The sequence below is a fragment of the Paenibacillus sp. LjRoot153 genome, assembly GCF_964253085.1.
GTDB lineage: Bacteria > Bacillota > Bacilli > Paenibacillales > NBRC-103111 > Paenibacillus_E.
The window spans coordinates 7,798,859-7,823,397 of record NZ_CAXUQH020000001.1 but is presented as its reverse complement, the minus strand read 5'-3'; the positions used below and the strand labels follow the sequence as shown (position 1 = coordinate 7,823,397).

Annotated in this window: 18 protein-coding genes; 10 read left to right on the top strand and 8 right to left on the bottom strand. The window is 47.6% G+C overall.

Annotation, left to right across the window (positions count from 1 at the left end; genetic code table 11):
• Nucleotides 1–111 precede the first annotated feature (111 nt).
• Nucleotides 112–993: a GNAT family N-acetyltransferase gene (locus tag ACSQ8P_RS34015; RefSeq protein ID WP_436239168.1), complete on the top strand. Its 882-nt coding sequence runs from the start codon at nt 112–114 to the stop codon at nt 991–993.
• 383 nt (nt 994–1,376) lie between these two features.
• Here ACSQ8P_RS34015 and pyrH read toward each other — a convergent pair whose 3' ends face one another.
• The 3 genes from pyrH to ACSQ8P_RS34000 all read right to left on the bottom strand — a co-directional run bounded on the left by pyrH (nt 1,377) and on the right by ACSQ8P_RS34000 (nt 6,804).
• Entirely contained in the window at nt 1,377–2,117 is a 741-nt protein-coding gene (gene pyrH / locus ACSQ8P_RS34010) for a UMP kinase (protein ID WP_436239167.1), read from the bottom strand.
• Nucleotides 2,118–2,281: 164 nt separating this feature from the next.
• Complete coding sequence (locus tag ACSQ8P_RS34005) at nt 2,282–3,607, bottom strand: MFS transporter (protein WP_436239166.1); 1,326 nt, start codon at nt 3,605–3,607, stop codon at nt 2,282–2,284.
• A 308-nt stretch (nt 3,608–3,915) separates the two neighbouring features.
• Entirely contained in the window at nt 3,916–6,804 is a 2,889-nt protein-coding gene (locus tag ACSQ8P_RS34000; protein WP_436239165.1) for an ATP-binding protein, read from the bottom strand.
• A gap of 212 nt (nt 6,805–7,016) precedes the next feature.
• On the opposite strand from ACSQ8P_RS34000, the gene ACSQ8P_RS33995 reads away from it, so the two are divergent.
• Nucleotides 7,017–8,198, top strand: coding sequence for an EAL domain-containing protein (locus tag ACSQ8P_RS33995; RefSeq protein ID WP_436239164.1), 1,182 nt, complete (start codon nt 7,017–7,019; stop codon nt 8,196–8,198).
• Between the two features lie 4 nt (nt 8,199–8,202).
• Here ACSQ8P_RS33995 and ACSQ8P_RS33990 read toward each other — a convergent pair whose 3' ends face one another.
• Nucleotides 8,203–10,521, bottom strand: a complete 2,319-nt coding sequence (locus tag ACSQ8P_RS33990; RefSeq protein WP_436239163.1) for a helix-turn-helix domain-containing protein — start codon at nt 10,519–10,521, stop codon at nt 8,203–8,205.
• Between the two features lie 215 nt (nt 10,522–10,736).
• Here ACSQ8P_RS33990 and ACSQ8P_RS33985 point away from each other — a divergent pair, with 215 nt between their 5' ends.
• The 3 genes from ACSQ8P_RS33985 to ACSQ8P_RS33975 are packed head-to-tail and all read left to right on the top strand — an operon-like array spanning nt 10,737 to nt 13,895.
• The gene (locus tag ACSQ8P_RS33985) at nt 10,737–12,065 is read left to right on the top strand and encodes an ABC transporter substrate-binding protein (RefSeq protein ID WP_436239162.1); all 1,329 of its coding nucleotides are present in this window, start codon (nt 10,737–10,739) and stop codon (nt 12,063–12,065) included.
• A gap of 38 nt (nt 12,066–12,103) precedes the next feature.
• Nucleotides 12,104–13,048, top strand: a complete 945-nt coding sequence (locus tag ACSQ8P_RS33980) for a carbohydrate ABC transporter permease (RefSeq protein WP_436239161.1) — start codon at nt 12,104–12,106, stop codon at nt 13,046–13,048.
• A gap of 1 nt (nt 13,049) precedes the next feature.
• The gene (locus ACSQ8P_RS33975; RefSeq protein WP_436239160.1) at nt 13,050–13,895 is read left to right on the top strand and encodes a carbohydrate ABC transporter permease; all 846 of its coding nucleotides are present in this window, start codon (nt 13,050–13,052) and stop codon (nt 13,893–13,895) included.
• Nucleotides 13,896–14,054: 159 nt separating this feature from the next.
• Here ACSQ8P_RS33975 and ACSQ8P_RS33970 read toward each other — a convergent pair whose 3' ends face one another.
• Together ACSQ8P_RS33970 and ACSQ8P_RS33965 are read right to left on the bottom strand one after the other, a co-directional pair.
• Nucleotides 14,055–16,928, bottom strand: a complete 2,874-nt coding sequence (locus ACSQ8P_RS33970; RefSeq protein ID WP_436239159.1) for a DEAD/DEAH box helicase — start codon at nt 16,926–16,928, stop codon at nt 14,055–14,057.
• Nucleotides 16,916–18,514 (bottom strand): SWIM zinc finger family protein, encoded by a 1,599-nt coding sequence (locus tag ACSQ8P_RS33965; protein WP_436239158.1) that lies wholly within the window; start codon nt 18,512–18,514, stop codon nt 16,916–16,918. Before ACSQ8P_RS33965 ends, ACSQ8P_RS33970 begins: the two co-directional genes overlap by 13 nt.
• A 194-nt stretch (nt 18,515–18,708) precedes the next feature.
• On the opposite strand from ACSQ8P_RS33965, the gene ACSQ8P_RS33960 reads away from it, so the two are divergent.
• The 3 genes from ACSQ8P_RS33960 to ACSQ8P_RS33950 all read left to right on the top strand — a co-directional run bounded on the left by ACSQ8P_RS33960 (nt 18,709) and on the right by ACSQ8P_RS33950 (nt 21,266).
• A complete protein-coding gene (locus ACSQ8P_RS33960; RefSeq protein WP_436239157.1) occupies nt 18,709–19,002 on the top strand; it encodes a hypothetical protein in 294 nt (97 codons plus the stop codon).
• A 39-nt stretch (nt 19,003–19,041) separates the two neighbouring features.
• The gene (gene recQ / locus ACSQ8P_RS33955) at nt 19,042–20,853 is read left to right on the top strand and encodes a DNA helicase RecQ (protein WP_436239156.1); all 1,812 of its coding nucleotides are present in this window, start codon (nt 19,042–19,044) and stop codon (nt 20,851–20,853) included.
• Nucleotides 20,854–20,960: 107 nt separating this feature from the next.
• Nucleotides 20,961–21,266 carry a 4a-hydroxytetrahydrobiopterin dehydratase gene (locus tag ACSQ8P_RS33950; RefSeq protein ID WP_436239155.1) on the top strand — a complete coding sequence of 102 codons (306 nt, stop codon included), beginning with the start codon at nt 20,961–20,963 and terminating at the stop codon, nt 21,264–21,266.
• On the opposite strand, the gene ACSQ8P_RS33945 is transcribed toward ACSQ8P_RS33950, so the two are convergent.
• A complete protein-coding gene (locus ACSQ8P_RS33945) occupies nt 21,250–21,783 on the bottom strand; it encodes a GNAT family N-acetyltransferase (RefSeq protein ID WP_436239154.1) in 534 nt (177 codons plus the stop codon). The two genes, ACSQ8P_RS33950 and ACSQ8P_RS33945, sit on opposite strands and share 17 nt — an antisense overlap.
• 176 nt (nt 21,784–21,959) lie before the next feature.
• Between ACSQ8P_RS33945 and ACSQ8P_RS33940 the strand changes: the two genes are divergently transcribed.
• Nucleotides 21,960–22,433, top strand: coding sequence for a GNAT family N-acetyltransferase (locus tag ACSQ8P_RS33940; protein WP_056622098.1), 474 nt, complete (start codon nt 21,960–21,962; stop codon nt 22,431–22,433).
• 28 nt (nt 22,434–22,461) lie between these two features.
• Complete coding sequence (locus tag ACSQ8P_RS33935) at nt 22,462–23,301, top strand: sulfurtransferase (protein WP_436239153.1); 840 nt, start codon at nt 22,462–22,464, stop codon at nt 23,299–23,301.
• Between the two features lie 420 nt (nt 23,302–23,721).
• On the opposite strand, the gene ACSQ8P_RS33930 is transcribed toward ACSQ8P_RS33935, so the two are convergent.
• The gene (locus tag ACSQ8P_RS33930) at nt 23,722–24,291 is read right to left on the bottom strand and encodes a hypothetical protein (protein ID WP_436239152.1); all 570 of its coding nucleotides are present in this window, start codon (nt 24,289–24,291) and stop codon (nt 23,722–23,724) included.
• Nucleotides 24,292–24,539 lie beyond the last annotated feature (248 nt).

The following is a 24,539-nucleotide window of genomic DNA, read 5'->3' as shown; positions in this document are numbered from 1 at the left end:
TATAAGAAAAAATGTGTAGAATGATTTATTAGCTTACCACCGCAGTGCTCAGACATGTATAATGACAGCAGGTAAGTCCATATGAATGAGATGACTAATGGAGGACAACATATGAAACAAGGTATCTATGCAAGAGCGGGTTTATCTCCTGAAGAGCTGGAGGAAGTTCGAGTGCTATGGGAGATATGCAATGCTTACGAAAATATCGACATTAAACTTAACTGGGGCACGTTATCCAGCCGTCCTGTTGGCGTGATGAATGATTTTGTTTACTATGAAAATGGCCGAATTGTCGGTTTCCTAGCTATTTACAGCTTCTTATCTACCGAGGTGGAGATCAGTGGTATGGTACATCCAGAGGCGCGGCGCCGAGGGATTTTCAAGCAACTTGTTCAAACGGCTATGGAAGTGTGCAGCCAAAGAGAGGTTCCTAAGCTCATTTTCATCAATGAGCGTGGCTCGGAAAGCGGGAAGGCTTTTCTGACCAAATTGGGTGCGGAGTACTCTTTTTCGGAGTATGTAATGGAGCTGAAAGCTCAAGTAATCCCACCTGCCTCCACCCAAACTAAGTTGAGTATTCGCTTAGCAGATAGTTCCGATACCGAGTTGTTAGTTAAACTGAATATGTCAGGCTTCGACATGTCAGAAGTGGATACGCGCGAGTACGTGAACCAAACCATCACAGGTGACAAGGAACGAACATGGATTGCGGAGCTAGGCGAGAACAAAGAGCCGATTGGCAAGCTTGGTGCGATGGTGGAGCCGGGCGTTAGTGGATTTATTTATGGTTTTTGCATGCTGCCTAGTATTAGGGGCAAGGGGTATGGTCGTCAGATTTTGAGTCAAACGATTACGGCGCTTAAAGAGCAAGATCATGCAGAGGATATCAAACTGGAAGTTTCGGTAGAGAATGAGAAGGCGTTGGGTCTCTATGAATCCTGTGGATTTGCGACGAAAAACGCTAATGACTATTACGTGCTCCTCCGCGGTTAAAAAAAGGATAGTGCAGCAGATTCGTTCTGCTGTCTATCCTTTTTTTTGCTATTTGAAGGGAAATTAGCTTCAACTTGCCCTCTCCCTCCGCCGCCCCGCCGAGCCTAACTGGAAAACCTCCATCTATTTTCGCCGTTTACGCTCGAATTGGTCGATTAGCTGGAAAATATATAGTTAAAAACCCCAATACCCGCCGTTTCAGCGAAATCGGTTTAAATTAACTGGAGAAAATCCAGTTGTTGTATCTTTTAAGGGAAATGTGGAAGAATTAGATGTACTTTATACAGTTAAATCCGCAAAGGTGCGACGATGCGACGGTGCGATGGTGCGATGGTGCGACGATACAATGGAGAGGCAGAGAGGGTGGAGGTTAAGCCAATTCATCAATGATAAATGAGTTCAGATGTCGCGCTAATAATGGTACCGGTATTCAGCCCCGCACAGATGTCCTTCATCGAGCCTGGCTTATCAAAATTGAACACATGAATCGGTACATGGTAGTCCCGCGCTAGAATAAAGGCGGATTGATCCATCACCTTCAAATTGTGCTGAATCACATCGTTGTAATGGAGAGATTTGTACTGGAGCGCCTCCTGATGGTGCTTCGGATCTTTGTCGAAGACACCGTCCACGCCTTGCTTGGCAACGAGAATGGCATCGCAATTGACTTCAATGGCACGTTGCACGGACGGATAATCCGTCGTAACGAAAGGCTGTCCGTTTCCGCCGGCGAAAATGACGATGTATCCTTTTTCCAAGTGATGAATCGCTCGTAAACGGATGAAAGGCTCCGCCACAGAAGCGATCGGAATCGCTGTCATGACACGCACCTCAGCCTCTGTCTTCGCTTTCAGCACACCGCGCAGCATCAAGCTGTTGATGACCGTCGCGAGCGTGCCGATATTGTCAGCCTCCGCTTTCTCGATGCCCCAGCTTTCACCCATATTGCCGCGAAAAATGTTGCCTCCGCCAATCACAAGACACACTTCAACGCCCAAATTCACGACGGTCATAATTTCATTGGCGATATGATCCAGCTGAATGGGGTCAAATCCGAAGGAGTTTTCACCTGCTACAGCCCCGCCACTAAGTTTAATAAGGACTCGCTTGTACCGTAAAGTCATTATCATATCCCCTCTCTTTGATGAGAACGCCTGTACGATAGAATGTGTCTGACTAGGAAGTGTAGTGCGGCAACCAACGGATGCTTGCAAAAAAACACTAAAGCCTTAAATGCTTTAGTGTTTTCTGTGTCTGTTTCCTCATGTTAGAAGTAATTGTACATGAATTAAGCGGGATTTTGCAATTTTTGCGGAACTCGCATATGGATGATGAGTCCAACGATCACAAGGACCAGCAAGGAGCCGAGAGCGACACGACTCGCTAAGTTGCCAGTGGAGGCCAATGCCCATGTAATGGAGCCATACAGTAGAGGTCCGACAATGGAGGACACCTTCCCCGAGAAGGCGAATAGGCCGAAAAATTGACCGCGCTTTTCTTCCGGTGTTAGCTGTACGATCAGCGTACGAGAGGTCACCCACATCGCCCCCATGGAGACGCCATACAAGCTGCCTGCTACCCAGAAGATGCTCTGGCTTGTCGCTAAGGAAGCGAGGGAGATGGCCACAATTAAGATTAAGGCGACGATGGATACCGCTTTCTTAGGTCCGATGCTGCGCGTCACATAACCGAATAGGAAGGAGCCGATCACGCTGGACACTGTGGATACTAGATAAAGTAGAATGAATTGCCCCGTCGAGAAGCCCATGACTGTATTTGCATATATAGCCATAACCGCAATCGCTGTGGCAATGGCATCGTTAAAGAAGAAGTAGGCGATCATGAATGTAAAGGCTGCGTGGTATTTTCGAGCTTCTTTGAATGTCGTCCAAATCTCGCGATAGCCGCTAAGCAATGATTTGTTACTAGCCACAGGCTTCTGACGTTTCTCTTTGTACAGGAACATGATCGGCAGTGAGAAGATGAGGAACATGACAGCACTCGGGATGAAGGTACTCTCAAAGTGATTATCATGAACAAACAAGAAAGCAACAAGGCCGACGAGCGTGCCTACATAACCAACCGCTACACCAAACCCAGAGATCAAAGGAATCTCGCGTTCATTGCCCAGATCAGAGATCATGGAATCATAGAACACTAAGCTGGAGTTATAGAAAAATTTAGCGATCATGAAGAATAAAATAACACCGAGAATTGAAGTGTTGAGTCCTAGCCATTCTTGATCGGTCTCCCATAGGGCCGATGCCCCCATGAGAAGCGTTGCGATAATCGCGATCAGTGTGAAGGGGACGAGATAGGCTTTCTTTTTGCCTGTGCGATCAATCCAGACGCCGAATAAGGGAGATAGGAGTACTAAGAAGAAACTGGATAACGCATTGGAGTACGTGATGAACGTACTTGCAATCTGGTTCAGCTCCTCGCTCTTACCTAAGGTTTCTTTTAGATAAAAAGGATAGAACACAGTTACGATATTGGAAGAAAAAATGGTATTTGCAAAATCGTACATCGCCCATGCGAAAATCGGCAGGGAGAAAAATAACGCCCAAACACTTCGTCCACGTGCTGGATTGGAAGTGGATTCAAGTTTTGCCATGAGGGCACACCCTTTCTCTTCACTTACCTCTATTTCTCTATTATATTGGCGATTCTGCAGGGAAATCCCTCTTCTTAACAATAATGATAAAATCTTTATCGAGGCCATTCAAAGCTGAGCGACCGCTATTCTACCCCACAAAGTGACGATAAGCTTCGAAGTAAATTCCGATTACTTTGTGGTGACCCCGAGAGATGTAGGTTTTATCGCCAATATGAAAGCAGTTTTCGGTTGCCGAAAACTTATACTTTCCTATGTGGTAATAAAATCTCCCCCACCTCAAAAAGGTAGGAGAGATCAATGAACGGTTACTTGTCCGATAGGGGCCTAATGAGATCAACCTCAATCATGTCCTGCTTCTCTTCCATTTTGAGCACATTAATGCCGTTGCGTTCTAAGGTGGTGGAAAGCGTATCTTTGTCTTGAGCAGGAAAAACGTAGGCTAGGCTACTTTTATTGTCGAGCAAGCGTTTTGCTACCTGCACGAGTCGTTCCATCGTAAAAGGCTTCTTCAGATATTTCTCAATCTCTTTCTCATGATAATCATGAGGCGGATCGAGCGCTGTTGAAACAATAACCGGCGTTTGGGCATGCACAGGATGTTTGTACAGGTCTGCGATGAAATCCCAGCCCGTTTTCTCGCCTTCCAGATGAATGTCTACGATGAACAGAATAGGGCCTTCACCCTCACAGCGACGCAGTGCGATCATGCCTTCTTCAGCGGAACGCAGTTGGATAGAGGGCAGACTCAGCTTATGCAAAGCGACTTGTATTAATTTGGCCAAGTTATCATCGTCTTCGAAAATGACGATTTTCCCGTCTAAGCCGGAAATCTCATATTGGTCCATTTCAATACGGAACGTGGTGCCTTGTCCCATTTCGGACGTATAGGAGATGTGCCCGCCATGGCCCTCGATGATTTCCTTCACAATGGCCAGTCCGAGGCCTGTACCACCAATCTGACGACGGTCGGAGTTGTCGACACGGAAAAATTTCGAGAACATATGCTCATTCGCTTCTGATGGTATACCGAGTCCGTAATCTTGGATGGCAATTGTAACTTTACCCTCATGTGCCAATAGATGAATGTCGATGTGATCTGCTGCCGGCGAGTATTTAATAGCATTGCTAATGAGGTTATCAAAGACTTGGCGAATGCGATCAACATCTGCCCGTACCCAAAGCTCAGGCTCTTCCTGGTGAACGACGATCTGATGCAGCTGCTTATCCTGCCATTGTTCTGCAATTTCAGTGACGAGGGACTGCAAATGAATCGGTGCGAAGTTGTACGATTGACGCCCGGACTCCATCCGTTGTAGATCCAAGAAGTCGTTGATTAAATTCGACAGTCGCTGTGCTTCGTTATAAATGGTTTCCATGTAACGTTTCTGCTTCTCTTGCGGAAGGTCGCGATGCAGTAAAATTTCGATAAATCCAAGCACACTGGCCAGCGGAGTCCGCAGCTCATGTGAAACAATGGAGATAAATTCATTTTTCATTTCATCCACGCGCTCTTCTTCTGTACGGTCACGGAAAACGAAGAGGTAGCCTTGCTGCTCAGTGCCTTCGCTAACAACGGTAGCGTAGAGCTCTGCATGTTGGTGCTGCTCGTCCTGCTGGAAGCTGAAGCGCTGCGTCAAATGAGACAGTGAGCGATCAATCAGGGCTTCGATGGAAGCTGCTACCCCATGAAAACTAGGTGATTCAGCTCCAATCTCATAGCTGCAGCTAACAAGGTTCTCGCCAATCCGTTCATTCAGCCCGAAATACTGATTCATCCGATGATTGGAGAAAAGAATCGTGCCTTGCGAATCACACATCATCATGCCCTCGTGGGCAGATTCTAGAATATTTTGAATAAGATCGTGCTGACCTTCTAATAGTTGTTTCTCTGCAGTGAGCTGATCGTTCAGCAAGGCTAGGCTTTCTGCCTGCTGCAGTTTCTCATCATTCACGACCTGTGCATAGAACGCAAGTCCGAATTGACGAACTAAGCCTTTGGTTAAACGTTGGTTATCATCTTGATAGATCGAGCTTTGGTAACTCGTCAGTAAAAGAAAACCAATGACTCCTTGCTTGTCATCCGTGAGAGGAATGTAATGGTCGACGGCTCGCGTTATACCGTTATGGACACCTTGCTCAGTGCCTGTCACATCACGGGTATGTGTGATCGAAACGCCTTCTTCGAATACACGTCTGGCCGGGCCGAAGAGCTCTTTGCGAGAAGCTTGAATATGTCCCTTGGGATACCCGATGGAATGAATAACCTCGTAGGAACTCTCTCCATTCTCTGAGCGATCCTCGAGGACAACCAAGGCAGCATCCTGTGCAAGCGAATTTAATAAGGCAGGCAGCGTATGTTTCAAGAAATCAGTTAATTTCACATAGCCAGTGAGCTTCTCTTGGTAAGAGGAGATGAGTTCCAAATCCCGTTCGCGTTCAGACAGCTTAGCCAGCGTGATCTGCTGTTCCTCTTGCTGGGCAATAATTTCCTCGTTCTGGGCTTCCAGACTTTCCGCCATATAGCGGTATGTTTCCTCACTCTTGCGCAGTTCTTTCTCCGCTTCGTAGGAGCGCAAGGAGATGATGATGGACATACCTCCTGCAAGAAGAGCAATCAGGAAGCCGATAATTGTGATCAAACGGGAGGTTTTACCTGCTTGCTGAGAAGCCTCATAGGCTGTAGACGTAATCTGTTCGATATTATTTTCAATACTCGTATGAATGACCCTGTAGCGATCCATTAGCGTTTTACCGCCAGTGACACGGGCTTTCGCTTCTTCAATTTTACCAGCACGGAACAATTCCAAGGTCGTATCATAGTACTTTTGCAAATTGGTAATGGCAGGTATCGCCTGCGTATCAATAATGATTTGTAGGGTTGGATATTTTTTGTCGTAGGTCGAAAGTGTGTTTAAATCCATGGCGACCTGGTCTCTTCCCGTTGTATAAGGTTCAAGAAACTGTTCATTTCCACCACCTAATTGGTAACCGCGGAGACCCGTCTCCTGATTAATTAAGCTGGTCAATAAACTATTGGCCGTCGTTAGAATCGGAATAGCCTGATTCACGATCGCATTATTTTCCCTCTCCATATTTCGAGAAGCCATATAGTTGGACACACTGACGAAAGCTAGCAAAACGACAATTAAAATAACATATAACATGGAGATTCGTGATCTCGTGAAGGTTTTCATTCCAATCGGTCACCTAACTTCTAATAGAATAAAAGATCACTTAGAAATTCGACAAACATCAACAAATTCCTCTAAAAATTGATAATGTCATGTTTTCTCCCACGGCGGATTGCAGAAAGTGGCGATGTCGTTTAAAATATGAGTCAATAACGATGTGTGATGTTAAGTCATATGACATAAATAATTTTCTGAGAAGGAGGCGCACTGTGCAGGTGAAAAACATCAAGATTCCGCCGCGTCATGAAGTACGTCCCTATTTTCAACCAATTATCTCTTTGCAGAGCCAACGAATCATAGGGTATGAAACACTAGGTAGATGGGAACGTGAGAGTGGTGTGGAGAGCTTAGGTCCCTTTTTCAAAGACCCTGATATTTCCGAGGATATGCAGCTTATGATTGATCGTCATTTAAGAGAGCAGGCCATAGAACGAATAGCCGCTGCATCGGACGAGAGCGAACTGTTTATCAACCTAAAGCCCTCCTGGATTTATAGAACTTACAAACGAACGGGTGTTTTACCAACACTTGAATTGTTGAAAAAGTACCAGATTAATCCCTCGCGGATCGTCATTGAAATCACCGAAGAGGAATTTATGGGCAAGCTCCAGGAGCTGACGTGGATTGTTGAATTATATCGTGACTTTGGATGTACGATCGCCATTGATGATGTCGGAAGCGGCTTTAGTAATTTCGATCGAATTGCGAGCTTGCAGCCGAAGATCTTGAAGGTTGACCTGAATATCTTGAAAAAGAGCATCGTCCATGATGGCTATAAGGCAGTTATGCAATCTTTCTCCATTGTATCTGCTCAGATTGGTGCTTCCCTACTGGTTGAGGGTGTCGAGACGAAGCAGGAGCTGCGCAGCGCTTTGCAGGTTGGGGCTAGATATGTGCAAGGCTTTCTATTCTCAAAAGCAGAGCCAGGCCTGCAGCGTCCAGAGGCGTACAAGGCTATGCTGGAGGAAGAAATAAAATCATTCGGTGAGGATGAGTTTCAGCGATATCATCGCTTGCTGAGTGTGCATCAAAGGTTGGATACACTCAACCATTCTTCCGTTCACATCTCAAATGCCGATGAAGCCGACGCTGTGATTGAAATAACCATCGGCAACGTCACCGACAATTGCATCCGCATGTACATCTGCCAAGGAGATGGTTACCAGATTTCATCTAACTACACACGTTCCGAAGAGGGGTGGGGCAAAGACGAGAGCTACCGTCAAGCGAACTGGACGTGGCGGCCGTATTTCATCTCTAACATTCTGATGATGAATCTGCAAAAGCAAGGCATTCTCTCCCAAGCCTATACTGACTTGGATACCTCGCGTCAGATTCAGACTTACTCGTGTGCGATGGGTGAGGGATACTATTTGTTTTTGGATTTGTTGATCTGATTAACTATTCAACTCTCCTTTTTCGGTAATCCCCCGGGGTAATCCCCTCTATTTTTTTGAAAAAACGGATATAGCTGTTTACATTGTTGTAGCCAACCGCCATGGAGATCTCATTCAAGTTCATAGTTATATCCATTAACAGCTCTTTGCTTTTTTCCATTCGTTTCAGTGTTAAATACTCAAGGATGGTTTGGCCCGTATTCTGCTTGAAAATACGGCTCAAATACGATGAGTTAAAGCCTACGCCCATTGCAATCATTTCGATAGATAAGTCTGTTTGATAGTGCGTATTAATGTATGCAATGACTTTTTCTACGGTTTTATTGTTTTTATTGTCCTGCTCTCGAATGTATGTTGTGATTTGTGCAACAATACCCGAGATCCACAGGTGAATGTGATCAATAGTTTCTCGTTTGGCTAACTCCCGGTAAAGTATGATATCTGGACCGAATAATTGACTCGGGTGGCCATTATTTTCAAGTAACGCTTCAATACTGGCTTCAAGTACTCGATTATAAGCCATATAAACCGATTCTGATTGAAGCTGCTTTTGTGTAATTTCCGTTTTCAGCTTTTCTAGAATCGACAATACCTCTTCCGTGTTCCCCGCCTTTAGATTATTAGTAATCTGCTTCTCGGTCTGCAACAAGGGGTAATAGACTCTATCCAGCTCATTATTCTCCTGTATTTCGTACAAAAGTATAGATTTAGCACCATGGAGGAGCTTACTTTTAAGTACTTGGAGGGCCTCTTGATAAGACTGATGTGTTTGGGTAATGTCTAGATAGACACTGCCAATACCGATTGAAACAGATAATTTTAATAGTTCACTAATGACTGACTGCACATGTTGCGCGAGCTCTCGAAGCTCTTCTGCCTCCATCATATCGAACACATTGATAATAACGGCCTGCTGGTACTCGGATACATCTGTGATGATAAATCTATAATGGGTTTGGCTCTGTATCAACTCTGAAATGATATTCGCTATCGCATATCGGTACAAATTCAGATCTTTGATTGAAAAACGCTGCGCTAATTCGGCAGCATAGTCCATTTCGGCAATGATGACGACATATCCTCGCATGGACAATCCCAAGTTATAAAGTTCGATCTGCTCCTTAATGTCCCCAGAATCAGTTAATCGTTGATGCAGCAGCGCCATTGCGAATCGATCGAGCATTGCTGGTGTCTGCTTGAGGAATATCTGGTCTAGCAGTTTCTTTTTCCCTACGGCTGTCTTCAATACATCGGATACCAAACTTAACTCATTCGTATGATGTAATGGATTTTCTAAAGAGAGCTCATCCATGTATATTCGTGTTCGCTCCATCAATTGTTTGATCGGATCGTACATTTTACGTGAGAGCCAATATGAAATCACAATACCAATTATACTTAATAACACGCACAATCCTAATGTGAGCCACCCAATATAGGAAAGTTTTTCGTAAATATTGGTTAGAGGCGTTTGGGATACAAGTCTCCATCCATTCCATATCGGGGTCGAATAAGCGACTAGCAAATGCGGCTGATGCGCTTTATCTGTAAAAAAGCCCTCACCTATACTTGAAGCAACTTGCTTCATATTGGCTTGAATCACGTCATTTCCTATATTCGCTTGCTTGTATGATGTAATAAATTGACCGTCCGAAGCGACGATATACGTGTTCATGTGCGCAATATTTTGCATTTGCTTCAACAGTTCCTGCAGTTGATCCTCATAAAGATGTATCGCCAGATATCCTATTTTATTATGGTAGCTGATAGGTACCTTGCTAATAAATGTGATAATACTTTTCCCATGTTCGTCATTATTGCTTATGAGCCTAGGGGAAAGCCAAAGATGATCTTGATCCGTTCTCCGAATCGCCTCCACCCAACGGTCGGCCATTTTACCCTGGTAAGGATGAATAAGCACATCGGAAGAAATCATAACCTGGCCGGATTCGAAAAAAAGCTGGATGGATTGAATCTTCTGATCTTGTGCGACGGCTTGCTTGAGCATATCTTGAAACTCATTAAGCAAGTAACGATTTTCATTATCGGCGGAATAACTGTTTAATCTCCCATCCAAGCCAATAGCCACGGTCAGTGAATTGATTCTTCTTAGTGTATCGTCAAAGGTTGCCGCCGTGTGCCGCAACGAATTGATATGAGAACGGCTGATCTCATCTACAGCCGTGTAGAAAGCAAGACGATATGAAAAGAAACCGATTCCAATAACAGGCATGAGAATGACGATTATATAAGAGAGGAAATATAACAGCAGCAGACGATTCGTATTTTTCCATTGTGTCCATTGCAGTGTAAATGTTCTCATTATAGTTACCTTTCTTTATATACAATATGCCTTAATTATGCCATACCTCATCCCATATATGTATGAAGTGTCAGAAAATCATGATGCACGTCAGGAATGTATGATGCCGAAATGCGGCTTTTTGAGATGAATATACCGATACTTCACATATACAGTTAAGATTCACGAACGATATGATAAATGTGCAAGTCAACGATATGTTAGGGGGATTGAAAATGAGAAAATATTTAAACATTGTATTAACAGGTTGCTTAATAGCATCATTATTAGCTGCTTGCTCGTCACAGGGGAATTTACCGAATGAATCGCCAAAAGGGAATGATCAAGCATCTGCACCAAGCACCTCCAGTTCACCCGTTACGTTAAAGTTTGCAAGCTGGAGTATTAATGAAGCAGCAACTAAAGATGCGCTGCAGCAGATGGCTGACACGTATATGAGTTTGCATAAGAATATTAAAATTGAATTTATTGGTATTCCGTTCGGAAACATTAAAGATCAAACCTTTGTAATGGCATCTAGCGGTGATGCACCTGATATCATCCAAACCTTCACCGCTTCATTTCCAACCTATGCCGCATCCGACATCGTGGAACCGCTTGACGATTTGCTAGGCAAAGACTACGTAAATGACCTGCTTCCTTCCTATAAAGATGATTACACTTACAACGGGAAGCTGATGGGTATTCCTTGGGCTGCTTCACCTTACGTTCTGTATTGGAATAAGGAGCTGTTTAAAAAGGCTGGATTGGAACAAACACCACCGAAAACCATTGACGAAATGCTGGATATTGCACGTAAACTTTCCAAGTTAAAAACCGACAGCGGAGAAAGTATATATGGGCTGGGTGAACCGACGGATAAGCTGCCTATCAACGGTATGATCTTCTTGAAGACGCTTTACAGCTTTGGCGGCTCCATCTTAGATACGAACGGTAAGGTAAACGTAAATACACCGGAAACAATCTCTGCCTTTAAGTACTATCAGACATTGATAAGCGAGAACTTGTCGCCGCAAGCGGCGAAACTGAAAGACCTCCGCAATTTGTTCGCGATCGGCCGTCTCGGCATGTATGCAGATGGATATTACGGAAAAGCCGTATTCCGTTCGTTAAGCGGTAAAGGCGAAGCATTCGATAGCAGTTGGGAAGCAGCTCTGATGCCTGCTGGCAAATCGGGCAAAAGCGTCTCCATAGGTGAAGCCCATGGACTCGTCATCTCCAAAGATTCCAAGAATAAGAAAGAAGCAGCTAATTTCATTAAGTTCTTAACCGACAAAGACATGATGCTGCTGTATCATCAAAAAAGTGATGTCGTTTCCGCCAGAAAATCGGTCAGCTCACTGCCTGAATTCAATAGTACTCCTTTCGATAAAGCGTTAAACCAACAAATGAATGCGATTAACGTATTACCAAAAAATAATCAGGGCCTAGAGCAATCATACCTGGATATGGCGGATTCCATTCTTAAAGTAACCCTTGCTAAAGAAACGCCGGAAAAAATAGCGGCCGACTTGGATGCCAAACTTAAACAAACGCTGAAATGAACTCCCTTAGAGAGAAGTGAACAACATTGAAAAGCATAGTGGATGCGAGTGCAAAACTCGAGAAACCTTATAGAGTTGCTTGGTTATCGAGTCGCGCCAAAGACAGATGGTTTCTCATCTTTTTGCTAGCGCCACCTATGGTGCTGCTACTGCTGACCCTTGGCATTCCCATCATTAAATCAATTTATATGAGTTTCTTTGATGTCACACTGATACGAATGAATGACTACAAGTGGAATAACTTCGCCAACTACTCACACTTGTGGACCGAAAAAGAATTTATGCAAGCACTGCGAACAACTTTGCTATATGTCGCAGGTGTCGTGATACTTCAATTTGTCTTAGGTATCTTCTTGGCTTTGATTCTAAATCAAGTGGTTAGAATGCGTAAATTGCTGCGCACTGCGATCCTGATTCCATGGACGATTCCGACAATTGTTGTTGCTTTATTATGGATGTGGCTGTTTCAGCCTCAATACGGTGTATTGAACTATATCCTTGTCAGCTGGGGTATTATCGATAAACCTTATGAATGGCTGAGCAGTCTTCATCTTTCACTGCCAGCGGTTATGGTGGCTGCCCTTTGGCGGCAGCTGCCCTTCATGAGTACCATGCTGCTTGCCGGGATGCAAGGAATCTCTACGGAAGTTTATGAAGCAGCCAAAATTGACGGGGCGAGCCCGCGACAAACGTTCTGGTACATTACGCTTCCACTGTTGAAAAATACGATAAAAACGGTCACGTTGATCGCCATGATCGAGAATTTCAAAATGTTTCCGCTATTCTGGATTATGACGGGCGGCGGACCACTTAACTCAACCACAACGTTAGCGATTCTAAGTTACAAAACGGCCTTCGTCAAATTAAACCTGGGTGAAGGCGCAGCAATAGGAGTATTGTGGCTGCTATTGTTACTATTCATATCGTGGGGCTACAATAAGCTGTTTTCGATTGGCGAAGGCAAGCAAGCAGGGGGGCACTGACATGGACAAAACCTGGAAAGGACGTTTGCTGCGACAGGTTGCAACCCCTGCTGCACTAATCTTTTATCTTTCATTCTTTCTGTTTCCACTTTATTGGATGACCATCACGTCATTCAAAGACAATTCTGAGCTTTTCGCACTGCCGCCTAAATGGATCGTGATTCAACCAGTCCTTGGACACTATATCAAACTATTAAGTGAATCGGCATTTCTTATCTATTACAAAAACAGCTTAATGGTTAGTTTATCGACTACGTTATTAACGTTGTTGCTTGCAACCATGGCTGGCTATGCGTTCTCTCGGTTCCGGTTTCCTTTCAAGGGTTTCGCCATGCTATCGATCATGTCAACACAAATGCTGCCTGTAGTTTCCATTCTAATAGCGCTGTATGCGATGTACAAAAGTTATGGGCTTCTTAACACGCATCTAGGTCTAGTTATTGCTCTCACAACATCGGCCTTGCCTTTCTCTATCATGATGATGAAGGTGTTCTTCGATAATATTCCCATTTCTTTGGAAGAAGCTGCTAAAATGGATGGCGTAAGCCGAACGGGGATCTTGTTTCGTATTGTGATGCCTCTATCTAAACCGGGCATTTTTGCAGTGGGCATCTATTCCTTCATCATGTCTTGGGACGATTTGCTGTATTCTCTCACACTCATCACCAAGGACGCGCTGAGGACACTAAATCCTGGTATTTCCATTCGTTACATGGGCGAAGTCGCCTACGATTGGGCAAATATTATGACAGTCTGTGTCGCATCGACCATTCCCATTGTGCTGCTATTCCTATTTTTCCAAAAATATATGGTTTCCGGCATGACCGCAGGTGCAGTTAAGGAATAAAGAATATTGCCGTATCGACAGAACAGTCGATACGGTTCTTTTACTTTTCTATGAGAGATAAAAGAGAAGAAAAACGGATATGGCATGGAGCACAAAAGAGGTTATCCCAGGTGAAGCTTGGGATAACCTCTTTTGTGTGTAAAGCGAGAACCGAACCCCTTACGCCTCCACCCACTCGCGGCGGAGCGAGAATAGATCGCGCAGCTCGTCGGTCGACAGCTCGGTGATCCAGTTCTCGCCAGAGCCGACGATTTGCTGGCTGAGGCCGAGCTTGCGCTCGATCATCTCGTCGATGCGCTCCTCGAGCGTGCCAAGCGTCACGAACTTGTGCACTTGTACGTGACGTGTCTGCCCGATCCGGAAGGCGCGGTCCGTCGCCTGATTCTCGACGGCGGGATTCCACCAGCGATCATAGTGGAACACATGATTCGCCGCCGTCAGGTTAAGCCCGATGCCGCCGGCCTTCAGCGAAAGAATGAACACATTTCGCTGCTCGTCTGCCGGCAGGCTCGAGTCTTGAAAGTGCGCGATCATCTCATCGCGCCCATTCTTGGATGTTCCGCCGTGCAGGAACAGCACTTTTTCACCGAGCTCCTGCTGAAGCACATGCTGCAGCAGGTTGCCGGTCTCGACAAATTGCGTGAAAATCAAGCATTTGTCGCCCTCTTGGCGCAGCTCGTGCACCATCTCGAGCAAGCGCTCTAGCTTGTTGGAGCGTCCGCTCCACGGGACGCCAAGCCCTTCCTTGAGCAGCAAAGCAGGGTGGTTACACACTTGCTTGAGCTTCGTTAACGCAGCGAGGATGAGGCCACGCCGCTCCATCGCGGAAAGCTTATCCAGGCGGTCGAACATATCCTGGATGTAGTTCTCGTACAACGAGCCTTGCTCCGCTGTGAGCGAGATGAACGTTTTGGACTCGTTCTTCTCTGGCAGATCCAGCTGAATGGCGGGATCTTTCTTCTCACGCCGCAGCAGGAAAGGGCGGATCAGTTTCTGAACCTTACCGATCGTCGCTTCATCGCGCGTCTTCTCGATGGCGTTCACATAGCGAGTCGTGAACTCGCGCACCGTGCCGAGATAGCCAGGATTCGCGAAGTCGAAGATCGACCATAGCTCGGTCAGTCTATTCTCGATCGGCGTTCCTGTTAAAGCAATGCGATGAAACCCATTCAGGTGGCGGATTGCCGTAGCTTGTTTCGTATAAGCGTTCTTGATATTTTGAGCTTCGTCCAAACAGATCGAGTTCCAAGCAATAGCGCCCAGCTCACTCTCATCCAAATGGGAAAGCGTGTAAGACGTTAAGACGAGATCGTAGTTGCCAACGATTTTCTCCCCGAAGGCAGGGCCTTTTAACCGCTGTGGTCCATAGTGAAGATGGACGCGCAAGGAGGGCGCAAATCGTTTCAGCTCCATCTGCCAGTTGCCCAGCACGGAGGTCGGACAAACGAGCAACGATGGTGTATCTGGCTGCTCGGTCTCTTTGACTGTGAGCAAGTACGTGATCCATTGGATCGTTTTCCCGAGACCCATGTCATCGGCTAAGCAGCCGCCAAGACCGAATCTACGTAAGAACAACAGCCAAGAGATACCGTCCACCTGATAGTGGCGAAGTGAGCCATGAAAGCTAGGCGGCGGCTCAATCGTCGGGATCGCCGAGGTTTGCGTCAGCTGGTCAATCATGTGGCGCAGCTGTTCGTTCAGCTCAACCTCCATGTCGAGGTAGCGCATCGCGTCAGGATCATCCTCGGCCGGCAGCAGGCCGCCAGCATCACCGGCAAAATGCAGTTCCAGCACATCGCGGAACGAAAGGCCTTGCTTCTTGTGCACCTGTTTCATAATCTGCTCGACCTGTGCCATGAATTTCGGGTCGAGCTGAATCCAGTTGCCGCGAATCTGGATCAGCTTGCGCTTCTCCTCCAGAAGCTGACGGAATTCCTCTTCCGTCAGCTCCAAATCCCCAACAGCCAGCTTCCAGTCGAACTGCATCAGCTGGGTCAGCCCGAACATTGTCTCCCGTCCAGAACCGACGGAAGACTTGATCTTCGCGCGCAGCTTCGGCCGCATTTTGCGGATGCGCTCCCACCACGCCGGCAGGAACACGCTCGTTCCTGACTCAACAAGTCTCACGCTTCCCTCTGCGAGGAAGCGCCAAGCCTCGTCCTCCGTCACCGTCTGACGGAGGACGCCTTCGCCCGCATCCAGCCACGGCAGGATGCGCACCCACTTCGCCGCGTCACGTTCGACGCGGGCAATCTCAGGCAGCCACGCCTCCGGCAGTGGCTGTTCACCTGCGACCGGCTCGCCGACGGTCGTTACGGTGCGCAGCACCTCCGGCGCGAGCCGGTCCTGCAGCAGCACGCGCAGCTGCCAGCCTGCGCCGTGCGCCAAGTCCGGCTCTACGAGCTGCAGGCACGTGCGCATCGGCGTCCGGTCCTGACGCCAGCCAATGCTGACGAGCCAGTCTTCCTCGTCCAGCCACACCTCCGCGCTGACATCGCCGCGCCGCATTAATGGATACGCAGCTTCCAGCTTGCGTAAATTGTCTTTCATGATCCCGTCGGCATCGACCCATTCCGGGATCAGCGCATGAATCCAGCGTGATATCGCTGGCGTCTCAAGCAGCTGCAGCTCCTCTGGCAGTTGCAGCTTCCAACCGATTTCGCCGGACTTCCATTTCTCGTAGTCCGGCATAAAGCGGCCTGTCGCGAGTGACTCGCGAATAGCAGGAGCTAGCGCAATCACATCCGCGCAAGAAGCATGCCACTTCAATTGCAAGTGCTGAACCGGCTGCGGTTCGCTGAAATAATCAAGTGCTTCAAGCGGCAGCAGCTCTATGCCTTCCCGGTTTTGCCATTCACTCGGTTCCATGAAGGTGCCGAAGAAGGAGGCGCGATGCCAGGCGAATAGCATATGTTTTAAATCAAGAGCATCCCAAATACCACCGTTTTCACGGGAACCCCATAGAAATAATGACCCGTTAGGTAAGGAACTAACGTGAACGGTCAGCGCGCTGGTTTCGATCATCGAATCCATTTTCCTTTCTTGAGCTCTTCTTGGAAAGCACGCAAACGCGAGAACTTATCCGCTAAGCGGTAAATATAGTGCTCCCAGCGGTCATCCTGGCCGATGTGTTTATAAATGCTATGCAGCTTCTTAAGGAGGCGTACTGCCGTCTTGTAAGAAGCTCTATTTTTCTCCAGAACAGCCCGTTCGGCTGCTTGATGATAGAGCGGAAGGAGCAGCGCTGAGTCGTGCTCTTCAATCGCTTTGAGCTCCATTCCATATAGGTTTAAGGGTGAAATTCGATTCGCCAGCTGCAAATCCACCCACTGACGGTACCGCTTCGTTTGCAGCAAATATGCGGTGTAATAGTAGTAAGAACGTGGGAGTAAAGACTCCATCACCTGAACCCACTCGCTATCGTTCGCCAGATGCTTCGTCGTATCCAGCCAATATTGACAGAACGTGCGGAAATCATCATGATTCGCATTCGTTATCGACGGGAACAGCCAGCGAAGCCAGACCAGCATGTGATCCCACTGTCCATCGCTCGCGAATTTATTTAAATAGAGGAAGAAATCCTTCGCATGCGGATGAGCAAGCTGCCCAAGCCGTTCGAAGGCTTGCTCGGTATGCCCCTGCATAATATCAAAATGAGCCCTAGCTGCAAGCAGCGTATCCTTCTTCTTCGGAAGCAGTTCCTTTTTCGCCAAAAGGCCATCGAGACGAGCGACTTCCTCTTTCTGTGCGCTAGGTTGATCAGTCAGCTTCCACCAGATGAAACGATACACGAACAGCCAATCAACTGGACTGTCTTTGCCTTGCAGAGCGGATTCTCCGACCATTTTCATCGTGGATAACCATATCTTAGGCTCCGCTAGGAAAGAGCGGTTCACATCGATCCGATCGACGAATTCGACAAGCTTATCTTCACAGTTTTTGGCGGAAATTTTGCACCCATTTTCATGATAGTAGCTCAGGTATGAGCTCTTCGTTTCTTGATAAAACTGTTCGATCTTCCGCATCATGAACAGCACAATGTGGAACATATAGAGTTCACGCGTCGTATCGCGCCAATTGGCAGCATAAGGCGGCAATGACTCCAAGGCGGACTCATAGAAGGTTTCTATGGAATGCTGATGCGATATGGAGAAGCCGTGAAACTTACCTTCAAAAAAACGATGCCAATCACTAGGCATACTCTCTTCCAAAGGCACGTTCGCCTGTGCGGCTGCTTTACGTTCTTGTATAACAGAAGCTGCTGCACTTCGAGCTGGCTTTTTCCGTGTATGGATTTGCTGCTTTAGCTGCTGCAGGACAAGCTCTGCACGACCATAGGCGGCGTATAGGCTAAAAAACGTAGCACCAATATGCTGGCAGAAGCCCTCAAAGGAGCACGTGCAGGTACTCGCAGCGAAATTCTCTAAATGAACTTCTACATTATGGACTTGTTTGCTTGTGACAATGGCCAGAACACTAAGCCCTTTGAGATCAACCTCGGTCACTCGGCCTTTATGATAATACTCCCAGCCTTGCTCCAGACGGATGGCGTCGAAGTGAAGCGGGATTTGCTTAATGAGGTAGTTCATTCGATTTTTGGGAATTTGAAGTTTCAACATGTGATCGTTCCTACCCTCCGAGCGGCGCATTCCTTCTTCCATAGTAACAGATTTTTCCCGAAATTGCCCATTTCCACAGTTTATGCCAAAGGCGATATTTTTAATCCGTCCCGAAAGGGGTTAACCCTGCATTCTTACCTAGAATATGATAAAGTGAAGCTAGATAAAATGCTTCTTGAAGGGAGACTGCGCGAGTGGGTATTAAATTTGGTCGAGAATATAAAGACATTGTTACTGATTTTGTACGTGGGATCGAAATGGTGAATGGTTTCTATGAGCTGCTGGAGATGAATGCAGAAGACTGGCAGGAGCTAGACGCACATGAACAGGAAGAATGCCTGCGTACGCTGGCTGACGATATATTCTACGGATTAGGCAGTTCACCGGTGATGCAGGTTGGAGCAGGCTCAGTTAAGCATGATGCGGGTAATCACGTGCTCAAGGTGCATGATGGCGAAAAGCTGGTTTCGGTCATCTATCTGGTCTAAAAAAGGCAGAACTGCGATATAGAAAGGTGTAAAGAAGCTATGTTGGATGGCGCAAGGAAGGTTCTACAACAGGTTTACGGGTACCCGGAGTTTCGGGAAGGCCAGAAAAATATTATTACGAACCTTCTCGAAGGGAAAGATACGCTGGGTATTATGCCGACAGGCGGCGGGAAATCGATCTGCTATCAAGTTCCAGCACTGCTGATGGAGGGAGTGACGTTAGTCATTTCCCCTCTTATCTCCTTGATGAAGGATCAGGTGGATGCGCTCGGCGCGCTCGGTGTTCCTGCCACGTTTATTAATAGTACGTTGGAAGCTAGAGAAGTGGAACAGCGCATGCAGGGGGCTATGCAGGGCAAATATAAGTTGCTTTACATAGCACCTGAACGTCTGGAGTCGGAACGTTTTCGTGCACGGATGGCAGCATTGAATCTGCCTCTGGTTGCGATTGATGAGGCCCACTGTGTCTCGCAGTGGGGACATGATTTCCGTCCAAGTTACGTCTCGATTGCACCGTTCATTCGTCAGCTACCGAATCGGCCGATTGTGGCCGCATTCACGGCAACGGCTACTGCTGAGGTCACCGCGGACATCGCGCGATTGTTGGACCTGGATACCGCAGGGATTTTCATCAATGGCTTCTCACGTGACAATTTGGAGCTAACCATTCTTCGCGGGGAGAAGAAGCGGGATTACATACAGAACTATGTGAAGGAACATACCCATCAGCCAGGCATTATTTACGCTGCAACGCGTAAGGATGTTGAGGATTTGTATGAGACGCTGCGCAAAAAAGGCTTTGCCGCTGGCAAGTATCATGCCGGTATGTCCGATGATGAGCGCTCCTACATGCAGGAGGCATTTCTCTACGATGATATTCGCGTGATGATCGCGACGAATGCTTTCGGGATGGGGATCGATAAATCCAACGTCCGGTACGTGATTCACTACAATATGCCGAAAAATATGGAAGCTTATTACCAGGAGGCCGGCCGTGCGGGGCGTGATGGTGAGCCAAGCGAGTGTATTCTGCTGTTCAGTGCGCAGGATATTATGACACAGAAGTTCCTGATCGAGCAGAATCAGCTTTCGCCAGAGCGTAAAGCGAACGAGTACAAGAAGCTCCAAACCATGATCGACTACTGCTATTCGCCGCGCTGTTTGCGGAATGCCATTTTACATTATTTTGATGAGCAAAATATTAAAGATACCTGCGGGAACTGCAGTTCCTGCAAGGACGATCGCGATACCGTCGACATTACTGTCGAGGCGCAGAAGATCTTTTCCTGTATTCGCCGCATGAACGAGCGCTTCGGGATCTCCATGGTCGCTTCGGTGCTTAAGGGCTCTAAGGCGAAGAAGATCATGGACTATCGATTTGATCGTCTGCCGACACACGGGATTATGAGCAATTTGCCTGAAAAAGAGATCGCTGAATTGATCAATGTGCTCATTTCGGAAGGTTTCTTGCAGTTGTCCGAGGGTCAATACCCGGTTGTTCGGTTGATGCAGCCTGCTGCGGAAGTGCTTCAGGGCAAGCTGCCCGTGAATCAAAAGGTACGGAGGGAACCCGTTCGCGCTGTTGCTGCGATGGACAATACATTGTTCGAGCAGCTGCGATTGCTGCGTCGTGAAATGGCTGCGCGTGAGAAGGTGCCGCCTTATATTATTTTCGCCGATAGTACGCTGCGTGAGATGAGTGAGAGCTGTCCGACAACGGAAGCCGCGATGCTGCGCATCAAAGGGGTCGGTGAGGTGAAATACCGCAATTACGGGAAGCCGTTTCTGGAGCTTCTTCGCACGTATGCGGGAGAGAGTGATATGGGTGCGGTTGCGTATGAATTCGAGTGAGGGGCATGTACCCAATCCAATCACAATCCCAGAAGTCGCATCCCCAGTAGGCGTCGTTGAACGAGAGTAGGCGGTGAGAGGTGAGAGGGTGGTAGGTGATGGTGAGAGTGAAACTAGAAAGAGTAACTGTGGATGAGCGGCTTGCTGAGCTAGGAACGTGGGTCCTAGAGGCAGAGGATAGCAAGTGGATCGTACGTAAGTACCGATTCAAGGCTTTCTTGCAGGGAATCGACTTCGTTAACGAGGTCGCTCGCATATCGGAAGCGGTGAACCACCACCCCATGATTGCCATTGATTATAAAATGGTGACGCTGCGCCTGACCTCGTGGAGTGCTGGAGGCTTGACCGAGCTCGATTTCTCGACTGCTGCGAAGTTTGATCAGGCTTATGTGGATGTTAACGCGATAAGTTAATGCTTGGACCTGTGTAGACCATACAGTGGAAGTCAGCCGTTCCGGTTGGCGTCCCCTTTTCGTACGTGTCCGTGATGGTGAAGCCAGCACGCTGGTAGGCGCGAATGGCTCGCTCGTTCCAGACGAGTACCTCGAGGTCGATTTCTTGCTCGGGGTTGCGGTGCTGGGCTTCTGCAACAAGCAGCTGAACGAATTGCGTGCCGAGCCCGCTGGTGCCAGCTCCGCCTTTACCGCAAAGATCCGGCCGAAGCCCAAGGCCTAGTCGGGTAACGCCAACGATCGGGAAGAATTGAACGAATCCGGTTAGCGTGCCATTGCTATCCACTACACTGCAATATTGTTCGTCCCTGATTTGGGGATCAGCGAATTCGGATTGGTTGTCGAGCATCGTGGCCCAGGATGGCCAGTTGTAAATGGCGTACGGAGCCGGATAGCTCCACGTGCATAGCTCCTGACAAGCCAGTTCCGTTAGCGGAACCACGTGCCAAGGTAAGGTTAAGGTAATAGGTTGAGGCATATATGGGGCAACCTTTCTATAGGTAGTATTTGGCCATTGTTCTATTTTAAAATAACAACTCACCGAATGCCATTCGATGCTAGCTAGATAGAGAATGTCGTTCCGTAACTTTTTAACATTCGATGCTGAAAGCGCCCGTTTCATTATATCAATTACAATTAAGGAGGGTACCCGTGATGACACAAGTGACCATTCGTGAAGCCGTTATGTCCGATATACCCCAGCTCAAAACTTTAATGCTCGCTTATATTGTGGATTTCTACCAGTACCGACAACCGGAGGATGAGAAGCTGAACGCTTTGATTCATGAATTGCTCGAACAGAAAATTGGCATTCAATTTGTAGCTGAAACGGAGGAGGGGGCGTTAGTCGGTTTTGCGACGTTATATTTCACCTTCAGCACGCTGCGTGCCTCCAAGATTGCGGTCATGAACGATTTGTACGTTGTTGAAGCTGAACGTGGACAGGGTGCGGCGGCAAAGCTTTTCGCTGCCTGCAAAGGATACTCAGCCAGACACGGTTATGCAAATTTAACCTGGACAACAGCACCAGATAACTTACGCGCGCAGGCATTTTACGATAAAATGGGTGGAGATCGAAGCAATTGGCAATCGTACTCCGCTAATCCCACAAGTGGGATGGGAGATTAACTGTAGGTAGGGGAAGGTGGCAGAAACCGTGGAAAATATCGTAAGTCAGTCGTGGTTGCTTGGGCAATTGGGGGATGCGAATATCGTCATCGCGGATTGTCGGTTTGCGCTTGGCAAGCCTGAATCAGGCCGTGAACAGTATGAGCAGGATCATATTGAAGGAGCGGTGTATGTCGATTTGGAGAAGGATCTATCCGGTGCCAAAATGGCGCACGGCGGACGACATCCGCTTCCGGATCTCGGTGCGTTCTCGATCCTCGTCGGCGGCCTCGGCATTGACGGCACGAAGACCGTCGTTGCTTACGACGATCAAGGCGGAGCTATGGCATCACGCTTGTGGTGGATGCTGAAATTCCTCGGCCACTCCGAGGTCTACGTATTGGATCAAGGGTACACCACGTGGAAATCCGCGGGGTACCCGGTCACGGCTGAAGTGCCGGCGGTATTCCCGCGCACCTTCTCACCGAAGGTGCACCGCTCCATGCTGGCGAGCATGGATGAAGTGAAGGACAAGCTCGGTCGCCCTGGCACCGTGCTGGTTGATTCGCGCGAGGAGCGCCGCTACCTCGGCTTGGAAGAGCCGATCGATGCGGTGGCTGGCCACATCCCGGGCGCGCGCAGCTTCTTCTGGAAAGGCGTTCTCGGCGAGAACGGCGCTTGGTTGTCAGCTGCGGAGCAGGAGCAGCACTTTGCCGCACTGCGTGACGCTGATGAAATCATCGTCTATTGCGGCTCGGGCGTGACGGCGTGCCCGAACGTGCTGGGACTTAGCGAAGCGGGCTTCGACAACGTGAAGCTCTACAGCGGAAGCTGGAGCGACTGGATTTCGTGGGCAGATAACCCGATTGCGACGGGTGAGGAAGAATAGTCAGCGTAGCCTTGTGCAACGCGGCTTTGAGGGCAGTGACAGGTTATGAGTAAGTGACCTGTCACTGCCATTTTTGCGTTTTTGCAAGACCAGATCACCCACAGTGGGCCGCCCGGCTCACGACCTATCCACAACTCACTAGGCCATCTTCCTATTCGTCAATCTGCATGATTTTTCAGATAGAATGAACGGAATTATCGCTGAAGGAGTGATTCTATATGATTTTTCATACAGATTTTTCAGTAATATGTTCTTAAGGGAAATTCTATATGATAATTCATATAGAAATAAACGAATGGGCATAGTCACACCAAATCCGGACTTTGAATAGAGCCAATGTATTCATAGCAAGTTATCCTCCCCGATGCTCCGCTCCCCACAGCTCGAAATTTCCCCTTTTCCACCAACTTGCGACAGTATTTAATGACGGTCATCGTATGTAACTCCAATTCCTTTGCCGCGTCTATTGGGGCGGAGGGTCCGATTATGGCAAATGGCTACTCGCATCAAGTCACGTTCGGTTTTTGAAAACAATCTTTCGACCGTTCTCTTGGTTCCGCCTCCAGCCAATAGATAAGGAGACAGGATGTTCCGCAATGTAGAGAGGATAAAAGCTGGATTCTCTTTAAGCTCATCCAGAGCGATATAGAAGACCGTACAGTCTTGAGCCTGGAGAAAAAGTCCTCGGTTCAAATCCATTCTATACTTGCTGCGATCCGTGCCATGCGAGCCATAGTCCATAATCTCAAGTACAATTCGGACAGCCCCAATAATCCACATGAAATCGACAAAGTAGGATCTGCCCCGCCAGTCTTTTACTTCATATTCAGGATGCAATCCGTGGAAGTCTCCAGCAAGTGACCACCAGACTCGCTCAACGAACAAACGATTTCCGTACCCGTGGCCACGTTTCAAAGCATCCAGACGTTCCCCCTTTCTTCGCTTTAGATGACCGCCTACCCATTTATGGTGTTCAATTTCAAAACTCATTCCCCTCACCTCTCCAAATTTGGTGGAAAAAAGCATAAAACCCCGACTCCTTTTCATTTCGAAAGGAAGCGGGGCATTCTTTGCCACTAGGCTATGTTTGATATCCATAGTGTGGCATAAATTGGTAGGGGAAAGCAACAGAAAGATAGGCCTACGGACGAGTGAAATTGTAAGCTATAGGTTTTGAACGGTTTCTAAACCTAGAGAAGCGTATAAATTAGTTAGTTCTTCCTTGGAGGAGCGCTTGC